General features: G+C 61.2%; 8 protein-coding genes. 4 read left to right on the forward strand and 4 right to left on the reverse strand.

Annotated features, from left to right (window positions below; all coding sequences use genetic code 11):
* Positions 1-209: 209 nt before the first annotated feature.
* From ligA to WBB95_RS28395, 4 genes are all read right to left on the reverse strand, one after another.
* A complete protein-coding gene (gene ligA / locus WBB95_RS28380; RefSeq protein WP_424490596.1) occupies positions 210-2,576 on the reverse strand; it encodes an NAD-dependent DNA ligase LigA in 2,367 nt (788 codons plus the stop codon).
* 87 nt (positions 2,577-2,663) lie between these two features.
* Positions 2,664-3,530, reverse strand: coding sequence for a cell division protein ZipA (gene zipA, locus WBB95_RS28385; protein ID WP_424490597.1), 867 nt, complete (start codon positions 3,528-3,530; stop codon positions 2,664-2,666).
* A gap of 257 nt (positions 3,531-3,787) precedes the next feature.
* Positions 3,788-7,276 carry a chromosome segregation protein SMC gene (gene smc / locus WBB95_RS28390; RefSeq protein ID WP_424490598.1) on the reverse strand — a complete coding sequence of 1,163 codons (3,489 nt, stop codon included), beginning with the start codon at positions 7,274-7,276 and terminating at the stop codon, positions 3,788-3,790.
* Between the two features lie 2 nt (positions 7,277-7,278).
* Positions 7,279-7,938, reverse strand: coding sequence for a GntR family transcriptional regulator (locus WBB95_RS28395; RefSeq protein WP_424490599.1), 660 nt, complete (start codon positions 7,936-7,938; stop codon positions 7,279-7,281).
* A gap of 280 nt (positions 7,939-8,218) precedes the next feature.
* Here WBB95_RS28395 and xdhA point away from each other — a divergent pair, with 280 nt between their 5' ends.
* The 4 genes from xdhA to guaD all read left to right on the forward strand — a co-directional run bounded on the left by xdhA (position 8,219) and on the right by guaD (position 14,352).
* Positions 8,219-9,667: a xanthine dehydrogenase small subunit gene (xdhA, locus tag WBB95_RS28400; protein ID WP_424490600.1), complete on the forward strand. Its 1,449-nt coding sequence runs from the start codon at positions 8,219-8,221 to the stop codon at positions 9,665-9,667.
* Entirely contained in the window at positions 9,660-12,059 is a 2,400-nt protein-coding gene (gene xdhB, locus WBB95_RS28405) for a xanthine dehydrogenase molybdopterin binding subunit (protein WP_424490601.1), read from the forward strand. The genes xdhA and xdhB overlap by 8 nt, the downstream gene beginning before the upstream one ends.
* Positions 12,060-12,182: 123 nt before the next feature.
* The gene (gene xdhC, locus WBB95_RS28410) at positions 12,183-13,040 is read left to right on the forward strand and encodes a xanthine dehydrogenase accessory protein XdhC (protein WP_424490602.1); all 858 of its coding nucleotides are present in this window, start codon (positions 12,183-12,185) and stop codon (positions 13,038-13,040) included.
* A 7-nt stretch (positions 13,041-13,047) separates the two neighbouring features.
* Positions 13,048-14,352 (forward strand): guanine deaminase, encoded by a 1,305-nt coding sequence (gene guaD / locus WBB95_RS28415; RefSeq protein ID WP_424490603.1) that lies wholly within the window; start codon positions 13,048-13,050, stop codon positions 14,350-14,352.
* Positions 14,353-14,442 lie beyond the last annotated feature (90 nt).

Here is a 14,442-nt window from a genome sequence, read left to right on the forward strand (position 1 = left end):
GCCAGGCACTGGCTGTTGCGAAAGAACAGGGATTGGCCGCAGCGGCATTGCCACACCTTGCTGTTGCGCGACGAGCCTGCCGTGAACGGTGCGGCGATGCGTGAACTGAGCTGCTCGAAGTAGCGAAACATGGCGATCTCTCCCTGGGTGACTGAGACTAGATCATTTACCGCCAAAGATCGTTCCCACGCGCTGCGCGGGAACGGGTGTCAGACGGTAATGTTGTGCGTGGCCAGGAACGCGACGAACGCCTCTTCATCCAGCACTTTTACCCCCAACTCACTGGCCTTGGCGAGCTTCGAACCGGCGCCCGGCCCAGCCACCACGCAGTGGGTTTTCGCCGAGACCGAACCCGCGACCTTGGCACCCAGGCTTTCGAGCTTGTCCTTGGCCACATCCCGGCTCATCAGCTCCAGGGAGCCGGTCAGCACCCAGGTGTGCCCCGCTTCCGGCAAGCCTTCGACGACCTTTTTCTCGCTCTGCCAATGCATGCCGAAGTCCTTGAGCTGTTGCTCGATGGCCAAGGCATGTTGGGCGTTGCTTTCGTTATCGAAGAAATCGCGCACGGCCTTCGCCTGCTTCTCGGGCAGTGCCTGGCGCATGTCCAGCCAGTCGGCCTTGAGCACGCCTTCCAGGGAGCCGAATTTATCCGCGAGTTTCTGCGCAGCACCCGGGCCGACGCTGGGTACGTGCAGCTTGTCGAGCAAGCCACCCAGGGTTGCACTGGCGGCAAACTCGGCGCTCAGGTCGCCTTGTTCCTGCAGCTGCAGGGCGCATTCGTCCGGTGACAGCAGCGCGCCGATCACTTCCTGGTTATGGCTGTCTTCAAAGAAACTGTGAATCTCGTGCGCCACTTCCAGGCCCACGTCCGGCAGGTACGTCAGCACTTCCGGCAAGGCCTTCTGCACGCGCTCCAGGGACGCCAGCGAGCGCGCCAGCACCTTGGCCGTCTCCTCGCCCACGTCGGGAATGCCCAACGCGTAGATAAACCGCGCAAGGGTCGGGGATTTGCTGTTTTCGATCGCGGTGATCAGCTTCTTGCTGGAAATATCGGCAAAGCCTTCCAGGTCGATGATCTGCTCGTATTTGAGCTTGTAGAGGTCAGCCGGCGAGCCGATGAGTTTCTCATCCACCAGTCGCTCGATGGTCTTGTCGCCCAGGCCATCGATGTCCATGGCGCGGCGCGAGACGAAATGAATGATCGCCTGCTTGAGCTGCGCGCCGCAGGCCAACCGCCCGACGCAGCGGTACACCGCGCCTTCGCTGACGGTTTCCTTGCCCTTGCTGCGCTTGACCAACTGCGTGCGTTCCACGTGGGAACCGCACACCGGGCAGCTTTCGGGGATCTGCACCGCACGGGCGTTTTCCGGGCGACGCTCGGGCACCACCGAGACCACCTGCGGGATCACGTCACCGGCGCGGCGGATGATCACGGTATCGCCGATCATCAGGCCCAGGCGCGCGACTTCGTCCATGTTGTGCAACGTGGCGTTGGACACGGTCACACCGGCGACCTTGACCGGTTTCAGGCGTGCGACCGGGGTCACGGCGCCGGTGCGGCCGACCTGGAATTCGACGTCGAGCAGCTCGGTCAGCTCTTCCATTGCCGGGAATTTATGCGCAATTGCCCAGCGCGGTTCGCGGGCGCGGAAACCCAGCTCACGCTGGTAAGCAATGCTGTTGACCTTGAACACCACGCCGTCGATTTCATAGCCCAGGCTGTTACGCCGCTCGCCGATATCGCGGTAGTAGTCCAGGCATTCCTGAATGCCCTTGGCCAGCTTAAGCTCGTGACTGATGGGCATGCCCCACTTCTGCAACTGCTTGAGGTTGCCGATATGCGTGTCGCTGATATCTGCCGTTACCTGGCCGATGCCATAGCAGCAGAACTCCAGCGGGCGGCTGGCGGTAATCTTCGAATCGAGCTGGCGCAAGCTGCCGGCGGCGGCGTTGCGCGGGTTGGCGAAGGTCTTGCCACCGACTTCCAGCTGCGAGGCGTTCAGCCGCTCGAAACCGGCTTTGGACATGAACACTTCGCCGCGCACTTCCAGGGTCGCCGGCCAGCCGCTGCCGTACAGTTTTAACGGGATATTGCGCACGGTGCGCACATTGACGCTGATGTCTTCGCCGGTGGTACCGTCGCCACGGGTGGCGCCGCGTACCAGCTCGCCATCCTGATACAGCAGGCTGACCGCCAGGCCATCGAGCTTGGGCTCGCAGCTGTATTCCACCGCCGCGCCGCCGCCGAACAGATCGCCCACCGGCAAGTCGAGGCCTTCGGTCACCCGCCGGTCAAACTCCAGCATGGTGGTTTCATCGAAGGCGTTACCGAGGCTGAGCATCGGAATCTCGTGGCGCACCTGGGTAAAGGCCGACAACGCCGCACTGCCGACCCGCTGCGTCGGCGAATCACGCGTCACCAGCTCCGGGTGTTCGGCTTCAAGGGCCTTGAGCTCGTGAAACAACCGGTCGTATTCGGCGTCCGGAATGCTCGGCTCGTCGAGGACGTGGTAACGGTAGTTGTGCTGATCCAGTTCAGCGCGCAATTCGAGGATGCGGGTGTGGGCGGCGGTCATGGGTGTTCTCTCAGAAAGCAAAAGAGCAGCCGAAGCTGCTCAATATGTTAGTGCGCTTATTCTACTGACAACGCTGAAGAGCAATCCTCAGCGTTTTTGTGTCAGTGCGCGACGCTCGAACTCGACGATGCGCTGACGGTAGTGTTCGATGGTCTGGGCCGTAAGGACGCTGCGTTGGTCGTCCTTCAGCTCGCCATTGAGCTCCTGGGACAGCTTGCGGGCAGCGGCCACCATCACGTCGAATGCTTGTTTCGGGTGACGCGGGCCGGGCAGGCCGAGGAAGAAGCTCACCGCCGGGGTGCTGAACAGGTCGATATCGTCCAGGTCGAAGGTGCCCGGCTTGACCGCATTGGCCATGGAGAACAGCACTTCACCGTTACCGGCCATGCTTTCGTGACGGTGGAAAATATCCATCTCGCCAAAGCGCAAACCGCTTTCCAGAATGTTCTGCAACAGCGCCGGGCCCTTGAAGCCGGCGGCGTCGCGGCAGATCACGCTGATTACCAGAACTTCTTCAGCGGCTGGCTGGTCGTTGACCGATTGGCGCGGCGCACTGCTTTTGGTCGGGGTCTCATCGGGGAAATCGTCGTCACGGCTGCTGAAACTCGGGCCGTCATCGACGTCAAGGTTCAGGTCGCCCTGATGCGGCTCGGCCACCGCCGCGCTGCCACGCTTGCCACGTTTGGAAGACGGTTCACGGCCTTCACGCGCCGGCGCGCTCATCGACGGCAAGTCATGCTCGTCCAGTTGCGGTTCTTTATGGGTGTCGAGCACACGGGGCGGCCCCAGCAGCTCGGCGCTGCCGTCGTCGTCGGGCAAGTTGGACAGGTTGCGGTCCAAACGGAATTTAAGCTTGCCCTTGCCACCGCGCATGCGGCGCCAGCCATCAAAAAGAATACCGGCAATGACAATAATGCCGATGACGATCAGCCACTCGCGCAGACCGATTTCCATGTAATCCCGTGCCTCTAATAAAAAATGTTGAAAAATAAGGGGTTTAGCACCGTGCAAACCGCTTTAAAACGTGGCGCCAACTCTATGTTCTGACTGACGTTTTGCCCACGCATACGAAAATTTGACATTAAACTAGCACGACCAAAGATAACTTTACACCGTCTGTCAAAATGCCTTGAACAAATATGTCCATTTGCCACTTTCGCCAGACTGCCAAACCACCTGCTGCGTGCTGAAAATCGGGTCGATGACGCGGTTCAGGACTCCACCATCGCCATCGCTTCTTCGACATCCACCGCCACCAGGCGCGAACAGCCCGGTTCGTGCATCGTCACACCCATCAACTGATCCGCCATTTCCATGGCGATCTTGTTATGGGTGATATAGATGAACTGCACGGTCTGGGACATCTCTTTAACCAGTCGCGCATACCGTCCAACGTTAGCGTCATCCAGCGGCGCGTCAACTTCGTCGAGCATGCAGAACGGCGCCGGGTTCAACTTGAAGATGGCAAATACCAGGGCCAATGCGGTCAGTGCCTTCTCGCCACCGGACAACAAATGGATGGTGCTGTTCTTCTTGCCCGGAGGCCGCGCCATGATCGTCACCCCTGTATCGAGTAGATCTTCGCCCGTCAGTTCCAAGTAGGCGCTGCCTCCACCGAAAACTTTCGGAAATAACGCCTGTAAACCGCCATTAATCTGATCAAAGGTATCTTTGAAGCGATTACGGGTTTCCTTGTCGATCTTGCGAATCACGTTTTCCAGGGTGTCCAGGGCTTCCACAAGGTCGGCGTTCTGGGCATCCAGATAACGTTTGCGCTCGGACTGCTGCTGGTATTCGTCGATGGCCGCGAGGTTGATCGCGCCGAGCCTCTGAATACGTGCGGCAATCCGTTCAAGTTCTTCTTCGGCGTCTTTCTCGTTGGCCTGGGCGGTCAAGGTATTGAGCACGCCGTGCAGGTCGTAGCCGTCTTCCAGCAACTGGTCTTGCAGGGTCTTGCTGCGTACGGTCAGCGCTTGCCATTCCATGCGTTGCTGTTCGAGCTGGCCGCGGATCAACTGGGATTGCTGCTCGGCCTGGGTCCGGCGTTTTTCCGCCTCACGCAGTTCGCGGTCGGCGTCTTCCAGGGCGATCTGCGCGGTCTTGAGTTCTTCATCGACGGTCATGCGCTTGTCGAGCAACTCTTCGAGCTTGAGGCGCAACTCTTCCAGCGGCGCTTCGCCCTCCTCCAGGTTGAGGCTCAGTTGCTCGCGCTTTTCGGTCAGGCGTTCGGACTGCATCTCCAAACGCTCAAGGGCCTGGCGCGTGGAGGTGTGCTGAGCCTGCAGCGAGCCCAGGCGCACCGCCAACTGATGGGCGTGGTCTTTATGCTGACGGGCTTCCTGGCGCACGCGATCGAGGCGCTCGCGCAGGCTGTCACGCTGGGCCAGCAGCAGTTCGCGCTGTTCGGTGTCGAGCGCCATGCTGTCGAGGGCTTCCTGCAATTGCAGGCGCGCTTCGCCGATCTGCTCATGTTCAAGGGCGCGCTGCTCGCCCGTCTCGGCGACTTCTTCGTCAAGGCGCGTGCGGCGCAGGGTCAATTGCTCGGCCTTGGCCTTGCTCGCCGACAACTGCGCTTTCAATTCGCCTTGCTGACGCGCTTCGTCCTGCAACAGACGGCGCAAGTGTTCGCGGCCAGTCTCTTGCTGACGCTGGGTGGCGCGCAGGGTTTGCAGTTCGGTTTCCAGGCTTTCGAGGGTGGCCTCGCGTTCTTCACGCTCGGCGCTCAGGTTGACGATTTCCTGACCACGCGCCAATACACCGCTTTCGGCTTCACTGGCGCGGCGCACCCGCAGGAAATGCCGGCCAACCCAATAGCCATCGCGGCTGATCAGGCTTTCGCCGGCAGCCAACTGGCCACGCTGGGCCAAGGCCTGCTCCAGTGACTCCACCGGCTTGACCTGGCCCAGCCACGGCGACAGGTCAATCGCCGCCTCCACTTTGTCCAGCAAACTGCCCGGGACCCGCGTGCCGTTGGCCGCAGGGCTGAGCAAACGCAAATCGCCCTGGGCAAAACCGGCCAGGTCGAAGCCGCCGAAATCGTCCACCAATACGGCTTGCAGGTCAGCGCCCAATACGGTTTCCACCGCCAGCTCCCACCCCGCCTCGACTTTCAAACCTTCGGCCAGGCGCGGGCGCTCGGCCAAGTGCTGGTCGCGTAGCCACTCGGCCGTGCCCGTGCCGGGGTCCAGCGCGGCTTGCTGCAAGGCTTCAAGGGACGCCAAGCGGCCGTTGAGCCGCTGCAAATCACCCTGGGCCTGCTGCTGCGCCTGGGTCGCCTGTTGCAGTTGCTGACGCAATTGCTCCAGGCGCTCCACTTGTTGTTCTTCGCTGGCTTCCAGCTCTTCCAGCGTCATTTCGCTTTCGGCCAGTTGCTCGCTCAGTTCCATGATCGCCGCGTCTTCCGGGTCGGCGGCGAGCAATACGCGCTCTTCCTGCAGACGCCGCTGGCGCTCGGCCAGACGCTCCATGCTGGTTTCCAGCTGCTGAATGCGCGACTGCTGCACTTCAGCCTGACGGCGCGGCTCGGCGGATTGCAGGTTGAACGTGTCCCACTGCTCCTGCCAGCCGTGCATGGTGGTTTCGGATTCTTCCAGCGCCGCGGCGGCTTCTTCGGCGGCGGCGCTGGTGACTTCCTGCTCGGGGGTGAGCATGTCCAGTTCTTCGCCGAGGGTCAGCAGCAGCGTGCGGTCGTGGCCCAAGTGCGATTCGGTTTCCAGGCGCGCGCGTTCGGCTTCTTTCAAATCGTCCTGCAACTGGCGCAGGCGCTGCTGGCCGTGCTGGATGCTCTGCTCGACCCGGGCAATATCGCCGCCCACCGAATAGAAACGCCCCTGCACCAGATTGAAGCGTTCGGACAAGTCATGGTGCCCGTCGCGCAGGCGCTCGATGCTGGCATCGGCATTGCGCTGCTCGGCCACCAGCGCTTCAAAGCTGATTTCCTGGGTGCCGATGATCGCTTCGCGCTGGCCCACCTGATCGTTCAGCGCCTGCCAGCGCAGGGCTGACAATTGCGCCTTGAGCTGGCGCTCTTCGCCTTTGTATTCCTGATACTTCTCGGCGGCCTGGGCCTGGCGGTGCAGGCGCTCGAGTTGACGCTCCAGCTCTTCACGCAGGTCGGTCAGGCGGGCGAGGTTTTCATGGGTGCGGCGAATACGGTTTTCGGTCTCGCGGCGGCGCTCCTTGTACTTGGAGATGCCGGCCGCTTCTTCGATAAAGTTACGCAGGTCTTCGGGCTTGGCTTCGATCAGCTTGGAGATCATGCCCTGCTCGATGATCGAGTAGCTGCGCGGGCCCAGGCCGGTGCCGAGGAAGATATCAGTGATGTCGCGGCGACGGCACTTGGTGCCGTTGAGGAAGTAGCTGTTCTGGCTGTCGCGCGTCACTTTGCGGCGAATGGAGATTTCCGCGTAGGCCGCGTATTCGCCGACCAGGGTGCCGTCGGAGTTGTCGAACACCAGCTCGATACTGGCCTGGCTCACCGGCTTGCGGCTGGTGGAGCCGTTGAAGATGACGTCGGTCATCGACTCGCCACGCAGGTTTTTTGCCGAGCTCTCGCCCATCACCCAACGGACGGCGTCGATGATGTTCGACTTGCCGCAACCATTGGGCCCGACCACCGCCGCCATGTTACTGGGGAAGTTCACCGTGGTCGGGTCGACGAAGGATTTGAACCCCGCCAGTTTGATGCACTTGAGCCGCACGCTTAGGCGTCCGCCAACGCGGCGATCACCAGCGAGCAGCTGCGCTGGCCATAGGCCGACAGCACCTCGCGAATCTGCGGCAGGTCACGGGCCAGCACGGCGGCGAGCAATTGCTCGAACAGTGCCAGGTACTCGCTCATGGACGCCTTGCGTTGATCCAGCGCCAGGTAATAGGCGCGGTTCATCGCCGGCTGCAGGTTCTCGACGGTTTCCTGCAAATACGGGTTATTCGCGAAAGGGTAAGCGGCGCGCATCACGTTGAAGCTTTCTTCAACGAAGGCGCGGATATCCTGGCGCTCAAAACTCGCCACCAGGCGCTGCTGGATCTGCACGAACGGCGCCATGTCAGCCTGAACCTGCCAGCCCTCGGCCACCGCATTGCCCAACAGGATGTACAGCTCGCCCATCAGCGTGCACAGGCTCTGTACCTTGTGCGCGGTGAGTTCGGTGACGTGGGCGCCACGGCGCGGCAGGATCGCGATCAAATGGCGGCGTTCGAGGATCAGCAAGGCTTCGCGCACGGAACCACGGCTGACATTGAGTGCCAGCGTGACTTTCTGCTCCTGGATCCGCTCCCCAGGCTTGAGATCGCCGCGAATGATACGTTCGGCGAGGTGGTGAGCGATTTGCTCGGCGAGGCTGTCCGGCGCCTTGAACGTCATGTTTACCCTTCAAAATCTGCTATCGGTACAAGCGCGGCAGTGTAGCGCATTGGCCCGCTGATGGCGCTACGCCCACCGTGGCGAATTTGGCATGAAATAAGCAGCGCTGAAACCCCAGAAGCCCCCAAAAACGCCGGTTTCAGAAGACTGGACCATAATTGAATAGGTTGCGACTGCAATTTCTTGACCTTCTGGTCAGAAAATCATTGACCGAAAAGTCAGACATGACTAGATTCGGCGCAAAGCGGTTAACAACAATAATGAGTCTGCGAGGCCTTCCGTGATCCAGTTTTTACTTAACCAGGAACTCCGTAGCGAGCACGCCCTGGACCCCAATCTGACCGTGCTCAACTATTTGCGCGAGCATTTGGGCAAATCCGGTACCAAGGAAGGCTGCGCCAGCGGCGATTGCGGTGCGTGCACCGTGGTGGTCGGCGAACTGCACGCTGACGAACAGGGCGCGGAGCAGATTCGTTATCGCAGCCTCAATTCCTGCCTGACCTTTGTCTCGTCGTTGCACGGCAAACAACTGATCAGCGTCGAAGACCTCAAGCACCAAGGCCAATTGCACAGCGTGCAACAGGCCATGGTCGAGTGCCACGGCTCGCAATGCGGCTTCTGCACCCCAGGCTTTGTGATGTCGTTGTTTGCCCTGCAAAAGAACAGCGACGCCCCCGACAGCCAGAAAGCCCACGAAGCCCTGGCCGGCAACCTGTGCCGTTGCACCGGTTATCGCCCGATCCTGGCCGCCGCCGAACAGGCGTGCTGCAACAAGCCGGTGGATCAGTTTGACAGCCGCCAAGCCGAGACCATCGCCCGTCTCAAAGCCATCGCGCCGACCCAAACCGGTGAACTCAACAGTGGCGACAAACGCTGCCTGGTGCCGCTCACTGTCGCCGACTTGGCCGACCTCTACGACGCCTATCCGCAAGCCCGCCTGCTGGCCGGCGGCACCGACCTGGCGCTGGAAGTCACGCAGTTTCACCGCACCCTGCCGGTGATGATCTACGTCGGCAATATTGAAGAAATGAAGCGCGTCGAAAACTTCGACGACCACCTCGAAATCGGCGCCGCCACTGCCCTGTCCGACTGCTACACCGCGCTGCACCACGAATACCCGGACTTCGGCGAACTGCTGCACCGCTTTGCTTCCCTGCAGATCCGCAACCAGGGCACCCTCGGCGGCAATATCGGCAATGCCTCGCCGATTGGCGATTCACCGCCGCTGCTGATCGCCCTGGGTGCACAGATCGTGCTGTGCAAGGGCGACGTACGCCGCACGCTGGCCTTGGAAGACTACTTCATCGATTACCGCGTCACCGCGCGCCAGGACAGCGAGTTCATCGAAAAAATCATCGTGCCCAAAGGCCACACACTGTTCCGTGCCTACAAGGTGTCCAAGCGCCTGGACGATGATATTTCTGCGGTGTGCGCCGCCTTCAACCTGAAGATTGAAAACGGTGTAATCCGCGAAGCCCGCGTCGCGTTCGGCGGCATGGCTGCCACGCCCAAACGCGCGAAAAACTGCGAGGCCGTGTTGGTCGGTGCGACTTGGAATTCTGCCACCGTGGAGAAAGCCTGCACCGCCCTGGCCGAAGATTTCACGCCGCTGTCAGACTTCCGCGCCAGCAAGGAATACCGCCTGCTCAGCGCGCAGAACCTGCTGCGCAAATACTTCATCGAACTGCAAACGCCGCACATCGAGACTCGGGTGACCGCTTATGTCTAACCATCACGCCGTCGTTAAAACCCAGGCTGAACTGGCCGAGCTGTTCTCCCAGGACCTGACCTCCGGAGTCGGCCGCAGCGTCAAGCATGACAGCGCCGCCAAGCACGTTTCCGGCGAAGCGCAGTACATCGATGACCGCCTGGAATTCCCTAATCAGCTGCATCTGTATGCGCGCATGTCTGACCGCGCCCACGCAAAAATCCTCAGCATCGACACCGCGCCCTGCTACGCCTTTGAAGGCGTGCGCATCGTCATCACCCACGAAGACGTGCCCGGCCTGAAAGACATCGGCCCGTTGATGCCCGGCGACCCGTTGCTGGCGATCGACACCGTGCAGTTTGTTGGCCAGGTGGTGCTCGCGGTGGCCGCCCGCGACCTGGAAACTGCACGCAAGGCCGCCATGGCCGCCGTGATCGAATACGAAGACCTGGAGCCGGTGCTGGACGTGGTCGAGGCCTTCCGCAAAAAGCATTTTGTGCTCGACAGCCACACTCACCAGCGCGGTGATTCAGTGGGCGCGCTGGCGACCGCCAAAAACCGCATCCAGGGCACGTTGCACATTGGCGGCCAGGAACACTTCTACCTGGAAACCCAGATTTCTTCGGTGATGCCCACCGAAGACGGCGGCATGATCGTCTACTGCTCCACGCAAAACCCCACCGAAGTGCAGAAGCTGGTGGCCGAAGTGCTCGACGTGTCGATGAACAAAATCGTCGTCGACATGCGCCGCATGGGCGGTGGTTTCGGTGGCAAGGAAACCCAGGCCGCCAGCCCCGCGTGCCTGTGCGCGGTGGTGGCGCGCTTGACCGGCCAGCCGACCAAGATGCGCCTGCCGCGCGTCGAAGACATGCTGATGACCGGCAAGCGTCACCCCTTCTATATCGAATACGACGTAGGCTTTGACGACAGCGGCCGCCTGCACGGGATTAACCTGGAACTGGCAGGTAACTGTGGTTGCTCGCCAGACTTGTCCAACTCGATTGTCGACCGTGCGATGTTCCACGCTGACAACTCGTATTACCTGGGCGACGCCACGGTCAACGGCCACCGCTGCAAGACCAACACCGCGTCCAACACCGCGTATCGCGGCTTCGGCGGCCCGCAAGGCATGGTCGCCATCGAGGAGGTGATGGACGCCATTGCGCGCCACCTGGCCCTCGATCCGCTGGCCGTGCGCAAGGTCAATTACTACGGCAAGACCGAACGCAACGTCACCCACTACTACCAGACCGTCGAGCACAACATGCTCGAAGAAATGACCGCCGAGCTTGAGGCCAGCAGCCAGTACGCCGAGCGCCGCGAAGCGATCCGACTGTACAACGCCCACAGCCCGATCCTGAAAAAAGGCCTGGCGCTGACCCCGGTCAAATTCGGTATTTCGTTCACCGCCAGCTTCCTCAACCAGGCCGGTGCGCTGATCCACATTTACACCGACGGCAGCATCCACCTGAACCATGGCGGCACCGAGATGGGCCAGGGGTTGAACACCAAGGTCGCGCAGGTAGTGGCGGAAATATTCCAGGTGGAAATCGACCGTGTGCAGATCACCGCCACCAACACCGACAAGGTGCCCAACACCTCGCCGACCGCTGCCTCCAGCGGTGCCGACCTGAACGGCAAAGCCGCACAGAACGCCGCCGAAATCATCAAGCAGCGCCTGGTGGAGTTTGCCGCGCGCAAGTACGACGTCAGCGAAGCAGACGTGGAATTCCACAATGGCCATGTGCGTGTACGCGAGCAGATCCTGACCTTTGAGGCGTTGATCCAGCAGGCGTATTTTGCCCAGGTGTCACTGTCGAGCACCGGCTTCTACAAGACCCCGAAAATCTTCTACGACCGCAGCCAGTCCCGCGGTCGGCCGTTCTACTACTTCGCCTTCGGCGCGGCCTGCTGCGAAGTGATCGTCGACACCCTGACCGGCGAGTACAAGATGCTGCGCACCGACATTCTTCACGACGTCGGCGCCTCGCTGAACCCGGCCATCGACATCGGCCAGGTTGAAGGCGGGTTTATCCAGGGCATGGGCTGGTTGACCATGGAAGAACTGGTGTGGAACAACAAGGGCAAGCTGATGACCAACGGCCCGGCCAGCTACAAGATCCCGGCCGTGGCGGACATGCCGCTGGACCTGCGCGTGAAGCTGGTGGAAAACCGCAAGAACCCGGAAGACACGGTGTTCCATTCCAAGGCCGTGGGCGAGCCGCCGTTCATGCTCGGGATTGCTTCCTGGTGTGCGATCAAGGATGCGGTGGCGAGCCTCGGCGACTATCGCCATCAGCCGAAAATTGATGCGCCGGCAACGCCGGAGCGGGTGTTGTGGGGCTGTGAGCAGATGCGGCAGTTGCAGGCGGCGAAAGCTGTTGAGCCTGAAACCGAGATGGCTTCGCTTTAGGACCGAAGTGCTGCTATCGCGGGCAAGCCCGGCTCCCACATTTTGATCTGTGAACCCGGTCAAATGTGGGAGCTGGCTTGCCTGCGAAGCGGCCGGACAGACAACAGAGATGTTGAGGTGACTATGAACTATTGGATCAGCGCCCTCGCCGACCTGCAAAACCGCGGTGAACCCTGCGTGCTCGTGACCATCATCGAAGAGCTCGGCTCCACGCCGCGCAATGCCGGTTCGAAGATGGTCATCAGCGCCGCGCAGACCTTCGACACCATCGGCGGCGGGCACCTGGAATACAAGGCGATGCAGATCGCCCGCGACATGCTCGTGCGTGGCCAGCAGAACACGCACCTGGAGCGCTTCAGCCTCGGCGCCAGCCTCGGCCAATGCTGCGGTGGCGTGACCGTGCTGCTGTTCGAGCCGATGGGCCAGGTGCAGGCGCAGATCGCCGTATTTGGCGCAGGCCATGTCGGCCGCGCGCTGGTGCCGTTGCTGGCGAGCCTGCCGTGCCGGGTGCGCTGGATCGATTCCCGCGACCAGGAGTTTCCGGAACACATCCCTCAGGGCGTGCGTAAAATCGTCAGCGAAGAGCCGGTCGACGAAATTGCCGACCTGCCGGTGGGCAGTTATTGCATCGTCATGACCCACAACCACGCGCTGGATTTGGAACTGACCGCCGCCCTGCTCAAGCGCAATGACTTCACCTACTTCGGCCTGATCGGTTCGAAAACCAAGCGGGTCAAATTTGAACACCGCCTGCGCGACCGTGGTTTTGACACCGCGCAACTGCAACGCATGCGCTGCCCCATGGGCCTCACCGAGGTGAAGGGCAAACTGCCGGTGGAGATCGCCATCTCCATCGCCGGCGAAATCATCGCCACCTATAACGCGAATTTCGGCCAGCACACCGCGGGCGCCGAACCCATTGCCAAACTGCTGCCGGCGTCGCGCCGCAGCCAAGCTGCAACTTCTTTTGCCAAGAATTGAGACGACCATGCCTTTAACTCGCAAAGCCTACCGTGCCGCCCTCCTGCACAGCATCGCCGACCCCGCCGAAGTGGGCATCGAAGCCTCTTATGAATATTTCGAAGACGGCCTGCTGGTGATCGAAAATGGTCAGATCAGCGCTGTCGGCCATGCCGGCGACCTGCTGCCGACGCTGCCGGCCGACATTGAAATCACCCATTATCAGGACGCGCTGATCACGCCCGGCCTGATCGACACCCATATCCACCTGCCGCAAACCGGCATGGTCGGCGCCTATGGCGAGCAGTTGCTGGATTGGCTCAACACCTACACCTTCCCGTGCGAAAGCCAGTTCGCCGACAAGGCTCACGCCGAGGAAGTCGCCGACATCTTCATCAAGGAACTGCTGCGCAACGGCACCACCACTGCGTTGGTGTTTGGCAGTGTGCATCCGCAGTCGGTGAACTCATTCTTCGAAGCCGCCGAGAAGCTCGACCTGCGCATGATCGCCGGCAAGGTGATGATGGACCGCAACGCGCCGGACTACCTGACCGACACCGCCGAATCCGGCTACCAGGAAAGTAAGGCGCTGATCGAACGCTGGCACGGCAAGGGCCGTTTGCACTATGCGGTCACGCCACGTTTCGCCCCCACCAGCACACCGGAACAACTGGCGCTGGCCGGGCAACTGCTAGGCGAATACCCGGACCTCTACATGCAGACTCACATCAGTGAGAACAAGCAGGAAGTCGAGTGGGTGAAGGACCTGTTCCCTGAGCGAAAAGGCTACCTGGACGTGTACGACCACTACAAACTGCTGGGCGAACGCTCGGTGTTTGCCCACGGCGTACACCTGTGCGACGACGAGTGCGCACGCTTGGCTGAGACAGGTTCGGCGGTGGCTTTCTGCCCGACCTCGAACTTCTTCCTCGGCAGCGGTTTGTTCAACCTGCCGATGGCCGAAAAGCATAAGTTGAATGTGGGTTTGGGTACCGACGTGGGCGGCGGCACCAGCTTCTCGCTGCTGCAAACCCTCAACGAAGCCTACAAGGTCATGCAGTTGCAGGGCGCGCGGTTGAGCCCGTTCAAGTCGCTGTACCTGGCCACTCTGGGCGGTGCGCGAGCGCTACGCCTGGAAGACAAGATCGGCACGTTGCAGCCGGGCACCGATGCAGACTTTTTGGTCCTGGACTACAACGCCACGCCGCTGCTCAGCTATCGCTTGAAGCAGGCCAATAACATTGCCGAGACGTTGTTTGTGCTGATGACGCTGGGGGATGACCGGACGGTGTTGCAGACGTATGCGGCGGGGCAGTTGGTGCACCAACGCTGATCTGAGCCACAGTACAAAACCAAATGTGGGAGCCGGCTTGTGTGTGCGAGCTGGCTTTTGTGGGAGCTGGCTTGCCTGCGATAGCATCAC

The organism is Pseudomonas sp., assembly GCF_049645325.1.
In the GTDB taxonomy this organism is placed as follows: Bacteria; Pseudomonadota; Gammaproteobacteria; order Pseudomonadales; family Pseudomonadaceae; genus Aquipseudomonas.